The organism is Celeribacter sp., assembly GCF_048266405.1.
Lineage (GTDB): Bacteria > Pseudomonadota > Alphaproteobacteria > Rhodobacterales > Rhodobacteraceae > Celeribacter.
Window position 1 is genome coordinate 887917 of record NZ_JBLWZO010000001.1, and the last position, 20467, is coordinate 908383.

19 protein-coding genes and 1 tRNA gene are annotated in these 20467 nt (G+C 55.7%); 6 read left to right on the forward strand and 14 right to left on the reverse strand.

Features of this window, described 5'->3' with window-relative positions:
• Positions 1-6 precede the first annotated feature (6 nt).
• From ACN0TS_RS04465 to ACN0TS_RS04495, 7 genes are all read right to left on the reverse strand, one after another.
• Positions 7-915 (reverse strand): glycosyltransferase family 2 protein, encoded by a 909-nt coding sequence (locus ACN0TS_RS04465; RefSeq protein ID WP_417258100.1) that lies wholly within the window; start codon positions 913-915, stop codon positions 7-9.
• Between the two features lie 157 nt (positions 916-1072).
• Positions 1073-2071: a UDP-N-acetylglucosamine 4,6-dehydratase (inverting) gene (pseB, locus tag ACN0TS_RS04470; RefSeq protein WP_417258101.1), complete on the reverse strand. Its 999-nt coding sequence runs from the start codon at positions 2069-2071 to the stop codon at positions 1073-1075.
• 180 nt (positions 2072-2251) lie between these two features.
• Positions 2252-3571 carry a 3-deoxy-D-manno-octulosonic acid transferase gene (locus ACN0TS_RS04475; protein ID WP_417258102.1) on the reverse strand — a complete coding sequence of 440 codons (1320 nt, stop codon included), beginning with the start codon at positions 3569-3571 and terminating at the stop codon, positions 2252-2254.
• Positions 3572-3620: 49 nt separating this feature from the next.
• Positions 3621-3697 (reverse strand) — tRNA-Arg (locus ACN0TS_RS04480).
• 247 nt (positions 3698-3944) lie between these two features.
• Positions 3945-5009 (reverse strand): ABC transporter substrate-binding protein, encoded by a 1065-nt coding sequence (locus ACN0TS_RS04485; RefSeq protein WP_417258103.1) that lies wholly within the window; start codon positions 5007-5009, stop codon positions 3945-3947.
• Positions 5006-6421, reverse strand: coding sequence for a sensor histidine kinase (locus ACN0TS_RS04490; protein ID WP_417258104.1), 1416 nt, complete (start codon positions 6419-6421; stop codon positions 5006-5008). Before ACN0TS_RS04490 ends, ACN0TS_RS04485 begins: the two co-directional genes overlap by 4 nt.
• Positions 6414-7085, reverse strand: a complete 672-nt coding sequence (locus tag ACN0TS_RS04495) for a response regulator transcription factor (protein ID WP_417258105.1) — start codon at positions 7083-7085, stop codon at positions 6414-6416. Before ACN0TS_RS04495 ends, ACN0TS_RS04490 begins: the two co-directional genes overlap by 8 nt.
• Positions 7086-7251: 166 nt before the next feature.
• Here ACN0TS_RS04495 and ACN0TS_RS04500 point away from each other — a divergent pair, with 166 nt between their 5' ends.
• From ACN0TS_RS04500 to ACN0TS_RS04510, 3 genes are all read left to right on the forward strand, one after another.
• Positions 7252-8244, forward strand: coding sequence for a Bug family tripartite tricarboxylate transporter substrate binding protein (locus ACN0TS_RS04500; RefSeq protein WP_417258106.1), 993 nt, complete (start codon positions 7252-7254; stop codon positions 8242-8244).
• 96 nt (positions 8245-8340) lie between these two features.
• Entirely contained in the window at positions 8341-8772 is a 432-nt protein-coding gene (locus tag ACN0TS_RS04505; RefSeq protein WP_417258107.1) for a tripartite tricarboxylate transporter TctB family protein, read from the forward strand.
• 12 nt (positions 8773-8784) lie between these two features.
• On the forward strand, positions 8785-10326 hold the full coding sequence (locus ACN0TS_RS04510; protein WP_417258108.1) for a tripartite tricarboxylate transporter permease: 1542 nt from the start codon (positions 8785-8787) through the stop codon (positions 10324-10326).
• A gap of 94 nt (positions 10327-10420) precedes the next feature.
• Here the strand turns inward: ACN0TS_RS04510 and ACN0TS_RS04515 are convergent, their stop codons facing one another.
• Genes ACN0TS_RS04515 through ACN0TS_RS04525 form a run of 3 tightly spaced genes read right to left on the reverse strand, consistent with a single transcriptional unit; the run spans position 10421 to position 11587 of the window.
• Positions 10421-11002 carry a rhodanese-like domain-containing protein gene (locus ACN0TS_RS04515; protein ID WP_417258109.1) on the reverse strand — a complete coding sequence of 194 codons (582 nt, stop codon included), beginning with the start codon at positions 11000-11002 and terminating at the stop codon, positions 10421-10423.
• A complete protein-coding gene (locus ACN0TS_RS04520) occupies positions 11002-11319 on the reverse strand; it encodes an antibiotic biosynthesis monooxygenase family protein (protein WP_417258110.1) in 318 nt (105 codons plus the stop codon). The genes ACN0TS_RS04515 and ACN0TS_RS04520 overlap by 1 nt, the downstream gene beginning before the upstream one ends.
• Positions 11320-11356: 37 nt before the next feature.
• Positions 11357-11587 carry a hypothetical protein gene (locus ACN0TS_RS04525; protein ID WP_417258111.1) on the reverse strand — a complete coding sequence of 77 codons (231 nt, stop codon included), beginning with the start codon at positions 11585-11587 and terminating at the stop codon, positions 11357-11359.
• 166 nt (positions 11588-11753) lie between these two features.
• On the opposite strand from ACN0TS_RS04525, the gene ACN0TS_RS04530 reads away from it, so the two are divergent.
• Both ACN0TS_RS04530 and ACN0TS_RS04535 read left to right on the forward strand, forming a co-directional pair.
• Positions 11754-12449 (forward strand): response regulator transcription factor, encoded by a 696-nt coding sequence (locus tag ACN0TS_RS04530; RefSeq protein ID WP_417258112.1) that lies wholly within the window; start codon positions 11754-11756, stop codon positions 12447-12449.
• Between the two features lie 56 nt (positions 12450-12505).
• On the forward strand, positions 12506-12988 hold the full coding sequence (locus ACN0TS_RS04535) for a HugZ family protein (RefSeq protein WP_417258113.1): 483 nt from the start codon (positions 12506-12508) through the stop codon (positions 12986-12988).
• Positions 12989-13047: 59 nt separating this feature from the next.
• On the opposite strand, the gene ACN0TS_RS04540 is transcribed toward ACN0TS_RS04535, so the two are convergent.
• The gene (locus ACN0TS_RS04540) at positions 13048-15339 is read right to left on the reverse strand and encodes a right-handed parallel beta-helix repeat-containing protein (protein ID WP_417258114.1); all 2292 of its coding nucleotides are present in this window, start codon (positions 15337-15339) and stop codon (positions 13048-13050) included.
• A gap of 245 nt (positions 15340-15584) precedes the next feature.
• A complete protein-coding gene (locus ACN0TS_RS04545; protein WP_417258115.1) occupies positions 15585-17228 on the reverse strand; it encodes a lysine--tRNA ligase in 1644 nt (547 codons plus the stop codon).
• 114 nt (positions 17229-17342) lie between these two features.
• Between ACN0TS_RS04545 and ACN0TS_RS04550 the strand changes: the two genes are divergently transcribed.
• A complete protein-coding gene (locus ACN0TS_RS04550) occupies positions 17343-17774 on the forward strand; it encodes a tellurite resistance TerB family protein (RefSeq protein WP_417258116.1) in 432 nt (143 codons plus the stop codon).
• A 10-nt stretch (positions 17775-17784) separates the two neighbouring features.
• Here ACN0TS_RS04550 and dacB read toward each other — a convergent pair whose 3' ends face one another.
• Together dacB and ACN0TS_RS04560 are read right to left on the reverse strand one after the other, a co-directional pair.
• Positions 17785-19299, reverse strand: a complete 1515-nt coding sequence (gene dacB / locus ACN0TS_RS04555; RefSeq protein WP_417258117.1) for a D-alanyl-D-alanine carboxypeptidase/D-alanyl-D-alanine-endopeptidase — start codon at positions 19297-19299, stop codon at positions 17785-17787.
• Between the two features lie 43 nt (positions 19300-19342).
• Positions 19343-19957, reverse strand: coding sequence for a nicotinate-nucleotide adenylyltransferase (locus tag ACN0TS_RS04560; RefSeq protein ID WP_417258118.1), 615 nt, complete (start codon positions 19955-19957; stop codon positions 19343-19345).
• Between the last annotated feature and the right edge of the window lie 510 nt (positions 19958-20467).

The following is a 20467-nucleotide window of genomic DNA, read 5'->3' on the forward strand; positions in this document are numbered from 1 at the left end:
GAACCTCTAAAAACTAGGGCTTGAACGAATGACCGATGAGATTCTATCAACTGCATCGTTCCTTTGGCGGGAGGACAATAACAAGCCAAATGCGTTGCGAGTCGCGACCCCGTACTTACGCCCTAATCTTCTGATGCGAATAACGAGTGCTAGTTGCAAGAGGACACGGCTAATCCATCCTTGCGAAAACGCTGGATTAAATGTGGCCGCAGCGAGAGCTTGGTCCGATAACAACCTATCGTTATCCATTCTATGCCTTTTCTGACCTAATGAACGATCCAAAGGAACATCTGGAATCAAATATCCGACATTCGATAGCTTCAAAACGCGCCTTGATACAAATGCGAGCATCCCAGGCAAAATATGGTCTTGAACGACGATGTCGGGCCAGTTTTGGCCTAACGCCTGATCGACTTCTTTGAAGAGGGTATTGGGAAATATATTTGCAGCACCGCCCGTTGACTGGGTTGCCGCAAAAAGCCACCCAGGCCGGAAAGTAATGTTAACCCGAACGCCAGATGGCGCCCCAGTTCGATTGGTAGCATCTTTACGCTGAGCAATTCCCATACGGATACTTGTAGTATCATCAAGGATCTCAGCGTTACTCAATTCCTCTAAAATGCCGTCCGCGAGCGCATCATCTCCATCAAGCATAACAATAAATCGCCCTTGGGCCACTCGCATTCCAGTTAAGTAGGCCTGCAACGCACCTTTATTCACATCGTGCAGAATGACATTGATATCTGAAAACTGCGCCAGAACTTCACGAGAGGTATCGGTGGAGCAATCATCAACGACAATGATCTCACAGTTCGAATTTTGCGCTTGAACTGACTTTATTGCACCCGCGACTGTGGATGATTTATTATAGCAAGTAATTACAACTGAAAATTCAGGCTGAATAGAAACTGTCACAGTCTCATTATTCCTGCAAATTGTTAGAGTTGATTGCGTCACTCCGCGTTGAGTAGAAAAACACATTTACCCAGACATTGGAACCAACAACCAAGCCCAGGACAAAACACGTTTTATTTAAACGTCATGGCCAGAATATTCACTACGAACACCACAATCAAATCTCGCCGATCTTGGCTTCATTAGCCGTGATCCACGCTTGCAAATCGGCGTCGCTCATCCATTCAGGATTGGTGTCGGACGCATAGGTGAAGTCATCGGGCACCTTCACGCCATCCTTGATCCGTGCGGGGCTTGCCGACCAGTTGTTGATTGCAGGCAAGATTTTGAAATGTTCGGGATACTCGTAGGTGTGCGCCGCATCTTCGGGGCCGATCATTTGCTCGTGCAGCTTCTCACCTGGGCGGATTCCCACCACTTCCTGTTTCGCGTCAGGGGCCAGAACGCGGGCGACATCGGTCACTTTCATGGACGGGATCTTCTTCACATAAATCTCGCCGCCCTCCATGTCATCAAGCGCATGCCAAACAAGCTCGACACCCTCTTCAAGGCTGATCATGAAGCGGGTCATGCGAGGGTCCGTGATGGGCAAAACGCCCTTATCCGCGATGGATTTAAAGAACGGGATGACAGAGCCCCGCGAGCCCATGACGTTGCCGTAGCGCACAACGGCCATGCGTGTGCCGTGTTCACCACCGTAGGAGTTGGAGGCTACAAACAGCTTATCGGAGGCCAGTTTAGTGGCGCCGTACAGATTGACGGGGGAGGACGCCTTATCTGTGGACAAGGCAACCACGCGCTTCACTCCGCAATCAATCGCGGCATCAATCACGTTCATCGCGCCATTGATATTGGTTTTGACGCATTCGAACGGGTTGTATTCGGCAGTCGGAACAATCTTCGTCGCCGCAGCGTGGATCACATAGTCCACCCCACGGAATGCGCGGTACAACCGTTCACGGTCGCGCACATCCCCGATAAAAAAACGCACTCGGGGATCATCGCCGTGAATTTTAGCCATTTCCCACTGCTTCATCTCGTCGCGCGACAGGATGATGATCTTTTTGGGATTATAGCGCTCCAACGTCATACGCGTGAAAGCATGGCCGAATGAGCCAGTGCCGCCAGTTACGAGAATAGTGGAATTCGAAAGCATCTGCGGCTCCATCTTTTATTGCGCCCAACGGGCGACATCACTTCGGTTTCTACAGACCAAGAAGGTAGCTTTCAACCTCTTCGGCGGCAGTATCTAGGTTGTCTGAGACCTCACCAAAACACGCCGAACGATGAGGCATAGCACAGAACAGTTGCTTTTTGCGGCTCATCTATTGGCTCCTTAAGCGTCCAAGTTCAGAAAAGGCTGCAGGCCCAAAAAGGTCCGATCTGAAGCGCCTGTTTGGTTGGCCATAAACGCCACCGCCGCCGCGGCCATTTGGGCAAGTGCAGAAGGATCTGCAAGCAGTGCCGCGATACGGGCCTCCAATGTCGCCGCATCTGGCAGGCTTTCAAAGGCACCAACACGCGCGGCAGGTTCGGCAACAAAGTCTATGCCATATGTCGAGGGCCCCATCACGACGGGACGTCCGAGCGCCATAGGTTCAACGATATTATGCCCGCCATGATCCACAAGGCTCGCCCCCACGAACACCAAATCCGCCAACGGATAGTAGGCATTCATTTCGCCCGTACTGTCCCCGACCAAGACCTGCACCTGCGGCAAGGTTTCTGCTGCATCGGCCCCGAAAGAAGATCGCTGTGCCACCGTCAGGCCAAGCGAGACAAGGGCGTCCGCCACAGCCTGAAACCGCTGCGGGCTGCGCGGGGCCCATAATACACGCAATCCGGAATCTGCCGCCAAAAGCCGCGCCACCATTGGCAAAAGAATGCGCTCCTCCGCCTCAACCGACGACGCGATCATCAAAACACGTGCGCCGCCGTCAAAAGCCGTGCGTAATCTGTCACTGAGCGCCAAATGCGTGGGATCAATCAACTGATCGAATTTCATATCTCCCACCACAGAGACCCGCGACGGGTCTACGCCGATGCGGGCATAGCGATCACTATACTCTTGTGTACGCGTAAAAATATGGCTGAACAAATAGTACAGCTTGAGAATTTGTCCCCGCAAACCACGGCCATTGCCGATCGAACGCTCTAAAAGATTGCCATTCGCCATCACGGCAGGAATGCCTTTGCGCACCGTTTCAAACAGCATGGCGGGCCAAAGTTCGATCTCCATCACCACCAATGCCGCAGGGCGCGTTCGGCGCAAAAACAACCGCACAGCCCAAAATACATCCAATGGGACGTAGCACTGCGTCACGCCTTCATCCTGCGCAAACAAGCGCGCCCCTTCGGCCAATCCGGCGGGAGATTGGTGAGACAAAAGGACGTGGTGGCCCGCGGCCCTCAAGCGTCGAATCAAAGGGCTAGCCGCACGTGTTTCACCCAAGGATGCCGCAAAGACCCATACCGCGCCTTTGGAACAAGGCGGGGAGAACCCGAACCGATGCGATAAATGATGTAAGTGGGCGGGTTCCTTGCGAGCGCGAACGGCCAAAAGAATAAAGATCAAAGGCAAGAGCACATGCACAAAACCCTGCTCCACCACGTAAACGATACGCGTAACGAGCGGCAAATCCTTTAGAGAAACCATGTCCCGCCTCATTCGCAGCTGCACTCCAAAGCCATCACATGCGGTGGAATGGCGACCCCGGAAGGAATCGAACCCTCAGCCTGCCGATTAGAAGTCGGCTGCTCTATCCAGTTGAGCTACGGGGCCAAAACCACTGAAATTTCTTAACAGAACAGATAGATGGATAAAAGGACCAATCAGCACGAACGGTTCGCTTCTCGATCTCTGCGACAAACGCCAGACTGACGGCGCTCCCGGCACTTTTTTCATACAATTGAAGTCATGCGCATACGAAAGGGAACAGCGCGCCATCGGCTTTCGCACCACAGAATTGTGGGCTTTCAATCAGAGGAAAACACCAACGTCTGCCGCACTTGGAGCACCTCATCGCTCGCTAACGCAACTCATCACCAAACGTTGCACGCCATTTTTCGACAAAACTCGCCCGACGGTGCTGATCCATTGCGACCAGCAAGGTAATATCAATGGGGATGTAACGCTGTGCGCTTTGCGGCAATGAAGGATCAATCCCGTCCTGGCGCTGGACAAGATTGCTTTGCGCCAGAATCTGTTCCCCCTCAGGTGACAACAGGAAATCCAGAAACTGTGCGGCCTGTTCTGCCCGCTGCGCTGTTTTCGGAATCATAAAGGCTCGCGACAAGAATAGCGTATAATCTTTGGGGTAAATGACCCCGAGGTTCTCATGCGGAGCGGAGGCCACGTAGGAGCCCAGCACATTATACGCAATAAGATACTCTCCGCGTTCGACGCCCTTGATGATCTCCGCCGAGCAACAAGTCGCCACCGCATCAACCCGCGAAAAGCCCTCCAAAAGCCCCCCGAATGTTGTGGCTTCCTGACTGTCCATGAAGGCAAACAGAAACCCGAGCCCCGAACGTTCAATATCATAGGTTGCGATCCGACCACGGTATTGCGCCGATTGACGGCGCATCAGATCAAGCAATGCAAAACGTGTGCGTGGAGCATCCTCATCAGGCACCAAGGCAGTGTTGTAAATGATAACCGCGGCCTCTTGTGTAATGCCCCAAAGCTCGTTGCGCCATTTGCGCGCGGACGGAAGGGTCGCCGTATAGGTCGACACATAAGGGCTCGCACAGGCGCGATTGACCAGATCCAACATTTGATGAACGCCTGATGAGATCACCACATCCGCAGATTTCGCGGTTCCCTCGCACGCCGCACGGCTATCACTATAGAGCGCATTCGACCCCCATTGTTCATAGGTGATAGACACACGCGGATTGGCCTCGACAAAAGCGGTGAGCGCAGGCGCAAGAATGGCGATGTCCGTAGTAGAGCGTACAAGCAACTCGGTGGGCGATAACGCGCCTTGTGCCGAAAATTGGGCAATGGCCTCTTGGGCTGCCACAGGTGCCGCGCAAAGACAAAGCCCCGCGAGAGCGCCGCGCAGACCTTGCTGAAACTTTGATCGAGTCATGTGGGAGCGCCTTCCATCTTTTGGGGTAGGCTCAACGTGACACGGAACCCCCTGTCCGTTTTTCCCATCTGCACTTCACCACCGAAGGCCTGCGCCACGGCCCTCACAATCGACAGGCCCAGACCCGCACTATTGCCCTTGGAAGCCGCAGAGCGTTCAAACCTTTGGCCGATCTTGTCCAACACATAAGGGGGCGGTCCGTCTCCCGCATCCTCAACCCAAATCGCGCCGCGATCTTGCGAACAAGACGTGCCGATCACCACGGGCGACACACCATGGCGCAGCGCATTCGCAAGCATGTTTTTAACGGCTTCGCTCAACGAAATGTCATCCGCCATCACCATCACAGGGGCCTCGCCAATTCGCAATTCCACCACCGCTTCAGGAGCCAGAACCTCATGATCGCGGTCCTCTAACACCTTGAGTGCGATGTCGCGCAAATCCACAGGTGTGGGTGGCGCATTATCGGCACGGTGAATGACCAAGGCCCGCGACAGCATTTGATCGAGCAAAGTACCGAGCGAGCGCGTACGGCGCACCAGACGGTCCAATCGTTGCGGCAGGTGATCCCCGTCATCCTCAATAGCCAGTTCTGCCTGAGCGCGGATCGCGGCAACGGGCGTGCGCAGTTGATGCGCGGTATCGGAGATCAAGTGCCGCATAGCGCCGACCTGTCGGTCGAGGCGTTGCATAAAGCGGTTCATCGCGTGGACCATGACGGCCACTTCCGCAGGACCATCGGCAGGCATTGGCGTCAGATCATAAGGGTCGCGATCCAAGAGCTCTCGCGTCATCCGGTCTAGCGGGCGCATGGCGGAGCGGATCACAAAGAACGCGCTCAAAATCAACGCAAGCCCGCCCAAGCCCGTCACAAGAGCAGCCCCTTTCGTCAGGCTCATCGCCATCGCGTTACGCGCCCGCAACGTCTGCCCAACGGTGACAAACACATTGCCAGAGAAATCACGCTCCGAAAACCGCCGCACAACGGTAACAAAGCGCGCAGGCTCGCCGTGAATTTTGGCGTCGAAAAAATGGGGTTGCGTCAACGAGTGGGCCACATCAATGCGCTCCTTTGCCTCCTCATGTCCCGTCAATAGGTCTCCATCCGGACCGCGCACAGAATAGGACACACGGTCCTCATCCGCGAAAGCCAAGAGACCAAAGGCAGAGACAGGAATGTCGGCAATTGGCACGCCATCCACCACATTGATCGACTCTGCGATGTCACTTGCCGCGCCGACCAAGAGGCGGTCAAAAGACTGACGCGCCGCGTTTTTCCCATAGGCAAAGGAGGCCAGCATCACCACCACTCCGCCCATCGCGAGCAATGACAACACGCCCCCCATCACCCGCGACAACAATGTTCGTTGTCCCGCAAGATCAAGGGCCTGAGTTGCTGCCAGTCTATCCATCGTTAAAAATCCGATACCCAAGCCCGCGTTGCGTCTCAATGCCCACGGTTGAAGGCGCGAGTTTCTTGCGCAGGCGTGCGATGTAAAGCTCGATGGCGTTCAACCCAACGTCCGCATCCTCAAAGGCGAACAAGCCGTCATACAAGCGCTGCTTGTTCAAAATCGCGCCCTGACTGCGCAACAAAAGCTCCAACAGAGTGGCCTCTCGGCGCGTGAGATCCAGCGGCTCACCTCCCAACGTCGCGCTCAAGGTGGCAGGGGAAAAGGTGAGCGGACCAAGAGAAATCACATCGGATTTCTGCTCGGCTTCACGACGGACGAGCGCCCTCAATCGCGCCTCTAATTCACGTTGATCAAACGGTTTGACAAGATAATCATCCGCGCCGAGGTCCAACGCAGAAACGCGGTCATCGACCGAGAACAGTGCGGTGAGCATCAAGACGGGCGTGCGGTCGCCACGTTGGCGCATAGCGTGCAGCAATTCGGTGCCGTTGCGGTCGGGTAAATTGATGTCGAGCACGATCGCGTCATAGCGCTGCACAGCGAGAAAGTCCTCGGCTGCCGCGCAGCTCTCCGCGAGATCACATGCCATACCGGTTTTGCCTAACCGAATGGCGATTGCCTCGGCGACATCGGCGGCATCCTCGACGATCAATATTCGCATGGTCCCTCCTCCCCCTGCCCAGTGTCTCCCCATGACAGGTTCACGACAGCTTTGCCGTGTACACAACCTCATAGCAAGTCGCGAGGAGACCGCAAACCTGTGGTGCGACTGCTTTGGACATCGGGCGGCCATACGGCCCGAAGAAAATTTGTGGAGGAGAATACACATGTTCATCAAGGCAACACGCCTCACCGTTGTCGCCGCAGCATTGCTCGGCGCATCCACCTTTGGCGCACTCGCTGAAGGCTTCACCCCTGAAAATCCTGAATGTATCGCCCCCGCGAACCCCGGCGGTGGCTGGGATTTCACCTGCCGCCAAGTCGGAAAATCTCTCCAAGACCTGGGACTGTTGGACAAAACCATGCAGGTTGTGAACCTCGCTGGTGGCGGTGGCGGCGTGGCCTTTGCTGAAGTTGTCAACAAACGTGGCGATGATAACGACCTGATCGTTGCAGCCTCTTCTGCGACAGCAACCCGACTGGCCCAAGGCGCTTTCCCCGGAAACTCGATGGACGAAGTGCGCTGGCTGGCCTCCATTGGCGCGGACTACGGCGTGATCGCAGTGGCCGCAGATAGCGAAATCGCAGACCTGCCCGCGCTGCTCGACATCATCAAGGCCGATCCGACCGCAATCTCGGTGGCTGGCGGCTCTGCCGTTGGCGGATGGGATCACCTCAAAGTGCTGATCGCCGCAAATGCCTATGGTATCGAGGATGTACGCGCGGTGAAATACATCGCCTTTGACGGTGGCGGCGAGGCTGTCACGCAGCTTCTCGCAGGGTCTGTTCAGGCCTTCACTGGGGACATCTCCGAGGCCAAAGGCTTCGTCGATAGTGGCGACATTCGCGTCTTGGCCATTCTCTCCCCAGAACGTCTTGAGGGCGAGTTTGCCGACTTCCCAACAGCCAAGGAACAAGGCGTTGACGCCATCGGCGCAAACTGGCGCGGGTTCTACGCCCCTGGCAATATGAGCGACGAGGCCTATGACGCATGGGTCGGCAAAATCGCGGACCTCTATGCGACACCTGAGTGGAAAGAGACGATGGCCAACAACGGTCTGGCTCCACTCGACCTGCAAGGCGCTGCGTTCGAAGCCTTTGTGGCCGATAGCGTTGCCCAGATCCAGAAAATCTCGAAAGAGATCGGCATCATCAAATAATTGATGTGCATCCGCTGACATGAGGGCGCCGCATATCAATGTGGCGCCCGAAGTTTAAGCACGTCTCCCAAACCATACCCTCAAAAGGATAGTCCCATGAGTGATCGTATTTTTGGTGTTGTTGGCCTTTTAATCGCGATTGGTTTTGCCTTGGCCGCTTTGGCGATTGAGGAGAGCTTCCTGTCTGATGCCGTTGGCCCCAAAGCCTTCCCGCTTATCATAGCCACCATTCTCGGCCTTAGCTCCATCGCCATTGCCCTCAAGCCTGATACTGCCCCTGAATGGCCGAGCCTTGGCCGTTTGACCGAAATTCTTGCGGCGATCGTTGTGATGGTTCTTTATGCCGAACTGCTCCCCGTGGTCGGCTTCGTCATTTCCACCGCCTTTGCCGCCGCCTACCTGACGTGGCGTTTGGGGTCCGGATTGCTCGCAACCGTTCTCACAGGCCTCGGCACTTCCGTTGGCATCTACGTTGTCTTTCACCTCATCCTCGGCCTGTCGCTCGCACGCGGCCCGCTCGGGTTTTAAAGGAGAGAACTCATGGACACTTTGTCGTCTCTCGCAGACGGATTTGCCATCGCATTGACGTGGCAAAATATCCTTCTCGCCCTGTTGGGCTGTTTTCTTGGCACGATCATGGGCGCCCTGCCCGGCCTTGGCCCGTCCAACGGCGTGGCAATTCTTATCCCCCTCGCCTTCACACTCGGGCTTGGCGCGGCACCGTCGTTGATCTTGCTCACCTCGGTCTATTATGGGGCGATGTACGGGGGCCGAATTTCGTCGATCCTGCTCAACATTCCGGGCGATGAACCCGCGATGATGACCTGTCTCGATGGCTACCCGATGGCGCAAAAGGGCATGGCGGGACAAGCGCTCTCGCTGTCTGGCATCGCGTCTTTCGTCGGAGCCTTCTTTGCCACGTGGGGTCTCATTTTCCTCGCACCACAACTGGTCAAAATCGCGTTGCTGTTTGGGCCTGCGGAATATTTCGCGTTGTTTGCCTTGGCCTTTATGACCCTTGGCGGGGTTTCCTCAACCAACCAAGCCAAATCCGCTTTCGCCGCCGCCCTTGGCCTCGGCCTTGCGATGATAGGCGTCGACACGCAAACAGGCGTGCCACGCTTTACCTTTGGCGAAGTCCACCTTTATGACGGCCTCGATTTTCTCGTCGCCATCGTCGGCCTGTTTGCTCTGTCCGAAGTTTTCATCTTTCTCGAGCGTCGTCACGGCGACGCCGAAGGCTCGGCGGACAAAATCAAAGTTGGCCGTCTAACGCCACCTTTGTCGATGCTCAAAGAGACGACACCTACCATGATCCGCTCAACGGCTTTGGGCTTTATCGCGGGGGTGTTGCCCGGTGCAGGGGCCTCGCTGGGATCGTTCATTTCCTACTCTTTCGAAAAGCGCCTTGTCGATAAAGACGGCAAAACCTTTGGCAAAGGTGATCCACGTGGCGTTGCCGCTCCCGAAGCAGGCAACAACGCCGCTGCAGGCGGAGCCTTGGTCCCGATGTTGGCGCTCGGCGTTCCGGGATCTGGCACCACGGCTGTGCTATTGGCGGTTCTTTTGTCGCTCAACATCACACCGGGCCCATTGCTGTTCAGCCAGAACCCAGATGTGGTTTGGGGTCTGATCGCGGCACTGTTCATCGCGAACATCATGCTCTTGGCCATGAACATCCCGATGGTGGGGCTGTTCACCCGTGTGCTGATGGTGCCCCCGCGCATCTTGATGCCCATCGTCGCGATGGTCTCCTTCGTCGGTATCTACGGCATCTCCGGATCGTCGTTCGATCTGCTCGTTATGATCGGATTTGGCATCTTGGGGTGGGTGCTGCGCAAACTTGACGTGCCACTTGTGCCAATCATTCTCGGCACACTGTTGGGCAACGCAATGGAAAACAACCTGCGCCGTGCGATCACCATCGACAACGGGGACTGGACGACTTTGGTCGATAGTCCGCTGTCGATCACGCTGTGGGTCATTGCCATCGTCGGGTTCATCTTGCCGCTCATCGTGGGACGCAAAGTGAAAGCTCAAATGCGGGCTCGCGCCGACGACGAAGGCGCGCTGCGCGACTAACACCACTTAAACAAAATGAGGGCGCGATGAGGCCGGGAAGACCCGCAGCACCGCGCCCTTTTATTATCGCCGACCCTAACAGGTGCGGCCAATCTTACTTGGCAACCGTCAGACCCAACATAGTCCACCCCTGCATCCCTGCACGGTAGTAATAGATTTTCTCCGCAGGGAACCCCGCTTCGATCATGCGCCGCGCGGCGGTGGGCGACTGGCCACACCACGGACCGTTGCAATAAAGGGCGACGGATTTCACATCGTCCCCTTCGCAAATGTACCCTTCGAAATCAGGCTCGCAGCCCAATTCGCCCAAACGATCCGCAGCCTCGGTGTATGGAATGTTGATCGCCCCCGGGATGGCACCCGCCACAAAGTTCGAGCGCACACGACCATCCACCACAACCACGTTCGGATCGTTCAGGAACTCGAGCATTTCCAATTCGCCCACAGGGGTTACCCCCTCGGCGGGGATCATCGGCTGGATGCAGAAGTTTGGACACGGGCGGGCGATTTGAGCGAAATCCCCCTCGATCACTGCGGCATTATCCTGAACACGCGAAATCTCGACAGGCCCGGAGGCGGTCTCGACCGTCACGCTCATAATGTCCTTCGTGATCCCCACAGGATCGGCACTTGCAGCACTTGCAGCCACAATCATCAAAGCTGTTAAAAGGCGCATCAATAAACTCCCTGTACATCGTACATGACGGGTTCAAACGTCTTGCACATATTGTTGATCTCGCGATTGCGTTTACGCATCTCATTTGTGCGTAGCATCGCTTGGTAGTCTTCACGTTTTTGCCACTGCGAATAGTTGGCAATCCGCGTTTGCGCGTCATTCATATGCAGCGCGGCAGCAATAAAGCCGGGCTGTTTTGAAATACACTCCGCGTAAGCCGCCTGAAGCGCCTCCATAAGATCAAGCGCCGAAGCTGGCGATGTCTCGAACGTGGTCAGAACGGTTTGGATGTGGGCGTCTTTGATTATCTGGGGCATGTGGTCCTCCCTAAAACTGTCGCGCGACAGACTAAGCCTAGCACGAGGATCGCCCGCTGTCAGTGCGCGCAATGACGCGTGTCAACGAAGGTGATTCCCTCTCGGCGCCATCAAACAGGACGCTGTCGGATTTTGAGTTCAGCGCATTTACCAAGAAAACACGGGCATCCTTCGCGAACTCACCGCCCTTGCGCCGTAATTCCATCACAATCCACTCTGCATCGCCCCGTCTTTCGCCGCATTTAGCGCGGTATTTTTCGTTAACCATAACAAGACCTTGTGCGGCGATTAACGAAAGTGCTTACATTTGTTTAACCGACCCCCACGCCCGATTAGACGGCGTAGTCAGCCCCAAGCCCCGCGCGAAAAAGCCGCAAGACTTGTCCAGAATGGATCCCCCCTTACGAGTAGCCCCATTGGAAAGGACGTCGATTATGCGAGTACTTCTTGCCGAAACGAACTGGAATGCAATGACCGCGGGTGCGGGCCTCTCAGAAGCCGGCCTGTTGGTGACGCGCGTCAACGATGGCACTGAGTTGCTTGAGTTTGCCAAGTTCGGCGAGCAAAGCGCCATCGTCTTTGACCTCGATATTCCGGATATGGACGGACACAAATTACTCTCTGACCTGCGTGACCGTCAGCCGTTAATGCCAATCTATGTCCTGTCGCAAAACGAAGACTGGGCCGCCCGCCGCAAGGCCTATGAGTTGGGCGCAGATGTGGTGATGGCGGGCGACGTGAACCCTGCCTACCTCGCCGCGCAAATCAAAGCTGCCGTACGCCGCGCATCAGGATACGCCTCGGCGCAGCTTAAGGTCGGACCGATGGTTCTCGATACCGTCCTCAACCATGCAAACATCAACGGCACATCGCTACACCTGACACGCAAAGAGTACGAAATTCTCGAATTGCTGGTCCTGAATCGCGAGCGCTTGGTCACACGCGAAGCCTTAATGGCGCATCTCTATGCGTGGGACGACGAACCCGATGCACGGATCATCAACGTCTACCTGTCCCGCATCCGTCAACAAATCGAAGCAAGCGGGGGAGATGCGAACATGTTGGAAACCGTTTGGGGGCTTGGCTACCGGATTTCCGCGCAAGCCCGCCCGCAGGGTATGGCTGCCTAACACAAATTGCCAAAGCGGGCTTGAGCCGCACATGCCTCAGCGCATAAGGTGCGGGCATGACACAAGACACCCTCTCCCCGATCCGCCCGACCGATGACACCGCGCGCACCTTGGCCCGCGACCTCATCGCGCAAGCCCGCATTGCCGCCCTCGGCGTTGTAGATCCGGACACGGGAGCGCCCTATGTGACGCGTATCGCTTTCGGATGCGGGCCCGACGGGGAACTACTCACCTTGATCTCCGATCTCTCCGCACATGCGGCCCGTCTCAAGGCCTCCCCGATCTGTTCGCTCTTGATCGGCGAAGCGCCAACAAAAGGCGATCCTCTCGCTTTCCCGCGCCTTAGCCTCTCGGCAAAGGCACAGGTGGTTCCCAAAAGTGACGCCCTACGCACCGCATGGTTGAGCCACCATCCGAAGTCCAAACTGTATATCGATTTTGCCGATTTTAATTTCGTTCAGTTTACACCGCTCTCAGCCGATCTGAATGGCGGGTTTGGCAAAGCCTATACCCTAAGCGCCGACGACCTGATCGCCTGATGCACAAAGGCCGAACCGCTTTCGAGATCCGGCCTTTGGCAAAGTTTTGAAGCGTCCCACTAGATCGGACGGTCCATCCGCACAGACATCTGAACCGTACCGCGTGTCGCTTGCGGGAAAGTCAGTCGAATCTGGTTCGAGTTGGCTCCGTAGTTCGGAGTGACATAGGGCATCGCAGAGGCCGTTTGACCGCTGCTATCGGTCAATTCGCCATTGAACACAATGCTCTCAACCGTCCGCGCCCAGCCGCCAAACGGCAGGTATTCAGACGGATCTAGAACCCAATTGCTCGACGCTGTGGCCTGCGTAAAATCAAGCGACACAGGGTTAAACGTCAACTCCGAAATCCCGTTGAAGGTATTCCCCTCAAACACAATATTGCGCATCCGACCGTAATTGAGATCGGCATAGGTTGTGTCCACGCGGTCGATACGATCCAAGAACCCGTTGATCGCCTTGAACGTATTACCCTGCACAGACAGACCATTGATGAAATGGCCATCGCCGCGCGGTGTGAACACGATAAACGAGAACCACGATGCGGCATCCGTCGCCACAAAGATATTGCCCGTAATAGTTAAACCACCGAAGGAAAACTCGGAGTTGAAATCGGGATCGATATCGTGCTCGTTCGTCATTTCGATAAAGCAGTTATCGATGTAATTACCCGTGATGATGGATTTCACGTTCATTGCGGTGAACACCAGCCCCGCCACACGTGGGCTATCTGTTTTGTAATCGCCTTGGAACCAGTGGTTTCCAACGAACAAGTTGCCCGTCCCCGCAAGCACCGCCGTATGCCCGAACAACACAAAACGGTTATTGCGCACTTTGGGGTCGTTGGCGTTGACGTTGAACGCAATCGACGTGCGTTGATCTGCATCCACGCTGCCCTCATTGGACACGAACTGACAGCCGTCAATCGTCAGGTTCTGACAAGCGCGACCAATCGAGGTAATACCGCGTTGAAGTGGGTATTTGATGTGGCTGTCCTTAAAGGCAAACGAGATACCTTCGGGGGCCAACATGATACCCGACGCATGGCCGTTACACAGGAATTCCACCTCGATAATTTCAAGCTGGGAAAGTTTGGTGAATCCCGAGAAATCAAGCACGTATTTGTTGCGCGTAAACGTATACGACTGGTTTGCGTTGGCATTCCAAAGCGGTTGGCTCAACTCCAGCTTCTGCGCACCGACATTAACCGATTTGACATAGACCTCACGGCCCACACCATTACCCGTCACGAGACTGCCAACTTGGATGTTCGCGATATTGGCAACATTGGTGAGTTCAAACTCGTTCGCCGTCGAATAACTCGCCTGCGATGTCACTGTTTCGGGGTCCCAATTGCTTGAGTCCTGGACGTTGAACTGACCGTTGTAGATTTTGCGACGGGTGGCAAAGGTGCTCTTGTTCCCCACGGCGGCATGCATATCAATCGGCGCGTCGATTTCGATACGGCGACCACACATGTCAAGCGCCTCATGGTCGGTATAGTTCAACAGCGCTTGGAACGCTTTCTTGAACGCCAACACCTCATCCCCGAACGCATCAATATAGGAATTGAGATGGTAGCCGCGACGCAGCGCCAGAAACTTATCGTCAGGTTGGGTCACGAAGCCTTCAAAAATCGGCTCATGCACAAGGCTCAGGTTCGCACCAATATGATAGGTACCTTCCGGCACGAGAATTTTGCGCCCGTTGGCAGCATTATCAGCGGCCTCGAATGCCGCGGCGCAATCCGTGACACCGTCACCAACAGCCCCGTAATCGCGCACATCAACCGACCCGGTGCTATCGGCAAAGAAAAACGACGAGACATCCTCGATCCGAATATCATCAATGCGCACCGTGCCGCCATTCGCGCCGGTCAGATCCAGACCGAAATGCCCGTAAACGGCCTCCAATCCCCACGGCATGTCCACGCCGTTGCGCGATCCCGACCCTACAATGGCCGACACTTCCACGACCTCACCATAAGTGGTCAAGGCCACTTCCGATCCGACTTCCGTCAGACCTGCGACATGGTTATCGGATGCGTTCATCGCCCAACCTGCAATGCGAACGTTGGGAAGGTTGCCAGAGATCGCCTTGACCCGCGCCGTTATGCGCAAATACATGCCGGGCAACAAAGGCGTCTCGCCCATGTAGCGCAGTTTGGATGTTGTTGATTGCTTGATGATTTCAAGCGCGCCGCCGAAATCACCGTCCGCGGGGACAAAGGCCGCGTTTCCTGCACCGTCGTAGGTCGCCGATCCTGGTGTACCGTTCTCACTGGACCATACGTCCAATCCGCTTGCAAATGCCGGCGGCATAAGCGCCAGCCCGTCTGTAATGGCCTTGTTCATCCGAACCCCTTTCGAATCCATTGAAGGCCATGCGCCGCCAAGCTCCACAGCCGAAACCATGGACCTCAAGGCACATGTCCCGAGATACGAAAGGGATAAACGATAGGGTTTACGCAGCCCTTATGGGGTCGTTCGCTGCCTCGTCGCTTGGCGCAACACCACAGGCGCTCCGTGGGCTAGAATGTTATCCCAGCGCCACGAAAGACAGCCTTGTTATTGGTGGAAAACGTCTAAGGAATTCAGCCTTACGACAACTCGCCAGCAATACCTTTTTCGATCAAGGCAATACTGTCTTCAACACCGTAAAGCGCCATGAACGAGCCAAATCGCGGGCCTTGGGACTGGCCAAGAAGCACTTCGTAAAGCGCCTTGAACCACTCGCGAAGGTTTTCAAACCCATGGTTTTTGCCAACCGCAAACACGACCGACTGCAAGAAATCACCGTCGGTGAAATCAGCTTCGGGCAGCGCCTCATCCGACCCCATCTCTGCGTTCTTCTTCGCGATTTCGGTCAAGGCCACCTCAGGGGATTTGAGCGCCGCAACCAAATCGGCCATTGCGGCCCGCTCGACTTCTGTCGCCGCACGGAAGGTCTTTTGGGGTTTCACAAAATCATTGTAATAGCGCACCGCATATCCCGCCGCCGCATCCAGTTGCGGGTTGGCTTCGGGAGAGGCTTCAGGCGCATAGCTTTGGATATAGCCCCAAAGCTGCTCTTTTTCCGCAGCCCCCGCAACAGAGGCGAGGTTAAGCAGCATCGAGAACGGCACAACCATATCGGACTGCGGCACGTCCGCACCGTGGATATGATAGACAGGGTTGGACACCTGTTGCGCTACATCTTGCGTGTGATAGGCGCGAAGCTGTTGGTGATACTCATCCATCATCCGTGGGATAATGTCGAAGTGCATCCGTTTCGCGGTCTTGGGCTTTTGGAACATGAAATAGCTCAGGCTCTCGGTCGAGGCATAGGCAAGCCATTCGTCGATCGACAGGCCATTGCCTTTTGTCTTCGAAATTTTCTCACCCTGCGCATCGAGGAACAGCTCATAGGTGTAGTTCTCGGGTCGCCGCCCGCCCAGAATATCGCAAATCCGGCCATAGATCGGTGCGTTGGTCGAGTGGTCTTTGCCAAACATCTCGAAATCCACGCCTAGGGCGGCCCAGCGCGCGCCGAAGTCAGGCTTCCACTGCAACTTCACATTGCCGCCCGTCACAGGCAGGGTCCATTCACGGCCGTCTTCATCGTCAAACGTGATCGTATAATCATCGCGGTTCACCGACTTCATCGGCACATACAAAACACGACCTGTTTCGGGGTGGATCGGGAGGAAAATGGAATAGGTCGCCGCGCGTTCTTCGCGCAGGGATTTCAGCATCACTTTCATGACGTCGTCATATTTGTCGACGGCGCGTTTAAGCACCTCATCGAACTGGCCCGATTTGTAAAACTCGGTCGCAGAATAAAATTCGTAATCGAACCCGAAGGTGTCGAGGAACCGCTTGAGCATATCATTGTTATGCGCCCCAAAGCTGTCATGCGTGCCAAAGGGATCAGGCACAGAGGTCAGCGGCTTTTGCGCATGTTCGGCCAACATCTCCTGGTTCGGGACATTGGAGGGCACTTTACGCATCCCGTCCATGTCATCGGAGAAACAGATCAGACGCGTCGGCACATCTGAAATCACCTCGAACGCGCGGCGGATCATTGTCGTGCGCAACACTTCGCCAAAGGTGCCAAGGTGCGGCAAGCCAGAGGGGCCATAGCCCGTCTCGAAGAGCACATAGCCCTTCTTGTCTTTGGATTGCTCATACCGTTTGAGAACTTTACGCGCCTCATCAAAGGGCCACGCTTTCGAGTTCATACCAGCGTCACGCAGGTCAGACATATCAAGCAATCCTTGTTTCTTGCACGGGACCACCCCGCAGCCTTCGTCTCCTATTGCTCATGAGCCTCTAGGTCAATAATGTCTGAGGTTCAAACAACCTGAAAAGGACCAAAAATGGCCGATCTTCCGCATTCTCTCACACCTCAAGACTGTCTTGTGGCCACAATGATCGCCGTCTCTTTGTCCGACGAGAACATGCGCACCTCGGAGCTTGTGACGATTGAAACCATCGTCAATCACTTGCCGATCTTCGCAGATTTCGATCCCGACCGCATCAAAACGGTCTCCTCCGTAGTCTTTGATCTGTTTGGCGAAGAGGACGGGTTGGACGCCTTGTTCGGTCTGATCCGCGATAACCTGCCGCAGCCGCTGTATGAAACCGCCTATGCGCTGGCCTGTGATGTTGCCGCAGCCGACGGGCATACCTATGAGGCCGAGCTACAGATGCTCGCCGAAATCCGCTACGAATTGTCGATTGATCGCCTGCACGCTGCCGCGATTGAGCGTGGCGCCCGCGCCCGCTACGCCACATTGCCGAACAGCTGACGTCCGTACATCAACTGGCGTAGAACATACCCCAACGGTCCAAGAGTTGCTTTTGCAGCTTCTTGGCCGAGGAATTAAACGATCTAGCCCCACGCGGAACCTCATTGCCAATGGCCTTGGCCTGTGCCCGCGCAGGCAGATCGGCAGCAAAGATCGCAAAAGCCATGCGCCGCCCGTTTGGTCCGGTCACATACCCTGCCAAAGTCGACACGAAATCAAGCGTCCCCGTCTTGGCCGCCACTTTTACAGGGTGATCAGGATCAATCTTTTTCCCACTCGCGTCGGGCATCCCGATGGTTTTCAATAGCGGCCCAATGAGAGCTTCGACCCCGTCTTCCGCAAACAGGCGCACCATGTCAGAGGTAGACACCTGGCTCTCACCGCCCAATCCTGAATGATCGACAAAGTCCAAGTGCCGCGTACCAAGGCGTGTTCTTGCCCACTCAGTCATCGCTTTCGCGGAGGCTCTAAGAGAACTCGCATCCCCTCCTCGTGCCTGTGTCGCGCTCAAGCCTAAAACTTCCGCCGTGAGGTTGGTGGAATAGAGCAACATATCACGCACCATCACCGACAGTGGCGGACTTTCATGCAACGCGACAACCTCGCCGTTCGGAGCATTCTCTGCACGGCTTGCTTTGGGCAGCACGACACCCTGCATCTTTGCCACCGCCTGAAACACTTCTCCTGCATAGAGCGCAGGCAGGCGCACTGGAAGCCATCGCGCGCCACCGTTGCCAAGCGCCGAGCGAGCCACAGTCCAATCATCGCGCCCCTGCCCTGCTTCCCAATCGAACACGGGCAGATCACGCGGCGCTATGCGCATAGAGGCGATCCGCACATCAGGGGCATAGCGCTCGGCGCGGGCATCCATCTTGACCGTGTAATCCTCACCCGCGCGACGCCATTCGAAATGCACGCGATTGTAATTCACATTCAATCCCGTAATCGTCGGATTATAGCCCGCGTATTCGGTTTGCTGATGGTCAATCTGTTCGATCCGCGGCAAGGCCCCGTCCCAAATCAGGAACCGCCCCGTCACCCCCGTAATGCCGGCCGCTTTCACCTGTTCAGCCAAAGCACCAAGCATATCCGTATCGAGCGTCGGATCACCGCTTCCCGCCAAAATCAGATCGCCCTGCACGCGACCCTCAACCACAGGCCCCGTCACAAAAACCTGTGTTTTGAACGTGAAATCCGCTCCTAAGGTTTCAAGCGCATAGATCGACGTGACGGATTTTGCCACCGACGCAGGCGGCAAACGCAAAATCGGATTGCGCGTCTCAAGGGTCTCGCCTGTGGCCAAATCCACCACAGAGAACGACACCTGCCCTGACAACCCCGAAGCCTCAATCAGCGCCTCGGCGCTCGGGATCGCGCGTTTGTATAGGTCAGCAGGACGGGCAATGGGAAAAGGAGAAGTAAACTTTGGCGCGGCCTCTTGGCCAATGGCGGCTCCCGCGACGCCGCCCAACAGCAGCCCCAATGCCGCACGGCGGCTCACCAATGTCGAACGTTTTTCATACATGACGTTGAGTTAATCGGCGCACCGTGCGAAGGGCAAGACCCATTTACGGCTCTTCACGCGACCACGCCCCCGCATTACGAATACGTGTCGAGGAGGCATCACTCATCGGCACATTGATAAAGCACCACGAAGGAACACCATGCCGCCCCAACAACCGTGAATATCGCGCGGGCAATTTGGCATGGGCAAAGGTTTTCGCCGCCACCGAATTGCGCGCCGCGCCTCGCGTACCTGGTCGCGCAATCACCCCGACGGGCGTTGTCGCCATGATGCCGCGCCAGTCCTGCCACTTGTGAAATTGTGCCAGATTATCCGCCCCCATCAGCCACACAAAGGTGACGTCAGGATAGAGATCTCGCAGCGCATCAAGCGTGGCAGCAGTGTAGCGCGTTTGAGTATGGGCCTCTATATCCGTGATCTGGACACGGGGGTGATCCATAACCGCACGCGCTCGTTCAAGCCGTTTATCAAGTGGCGCCGGCCCCTCGGATTTAAGCGGATTTCCAGGCGTGACGAGCCACCAAACGGCATCCAACCCAAACCGTTTGAGCGCAGCATGGGTAATATGCACATGCCCCTCATGCGCGGGATCAAACGATCCACCAAGAAGTCCAATGACTTGCCCCGCACGTGCATATGGAAGGAGATGGCGCTTCATGGAAACGCGCTAACATGGCGTGACAACGGGAAGCAATCATGCCGCTGACACCGCTCGCATCGCGGCCAGCCCAGAACAATGAAGGTTGATTTCATTCGCAAGTTTCCGTGTCCAAGCGCCGCACCATGACAATACGCCAAATCTTATCCGACCTCACAAATAGGTTGGTAAAACAATAGCATATTCTCCGCCGCACCATAGCGAACAAACTCACTCCCATGCAAGGCAGGGCGCGAGAGAGCACGTTTGAAATATCAGGGGCACGAAAACCAAAATCGTGAGGCGACAGGCGACACACAGCAAAAAGACTGTGACAGAAAAATACCATGGAAAAGCGTTAAAGGGAGAAGGCCCAACTCTGCCAAGCTGGGCCTTCTAACTGACCGGTTCACGTAGGAACGAAGTCTGTTGAATAGGACGGACAACGATCAAACCCTTTAACTTCAAGGTGTGCCAAAAATTGGGATGAGGGCGGCACACCTTGATACTCATTACTTGCCTGTCGTTAAC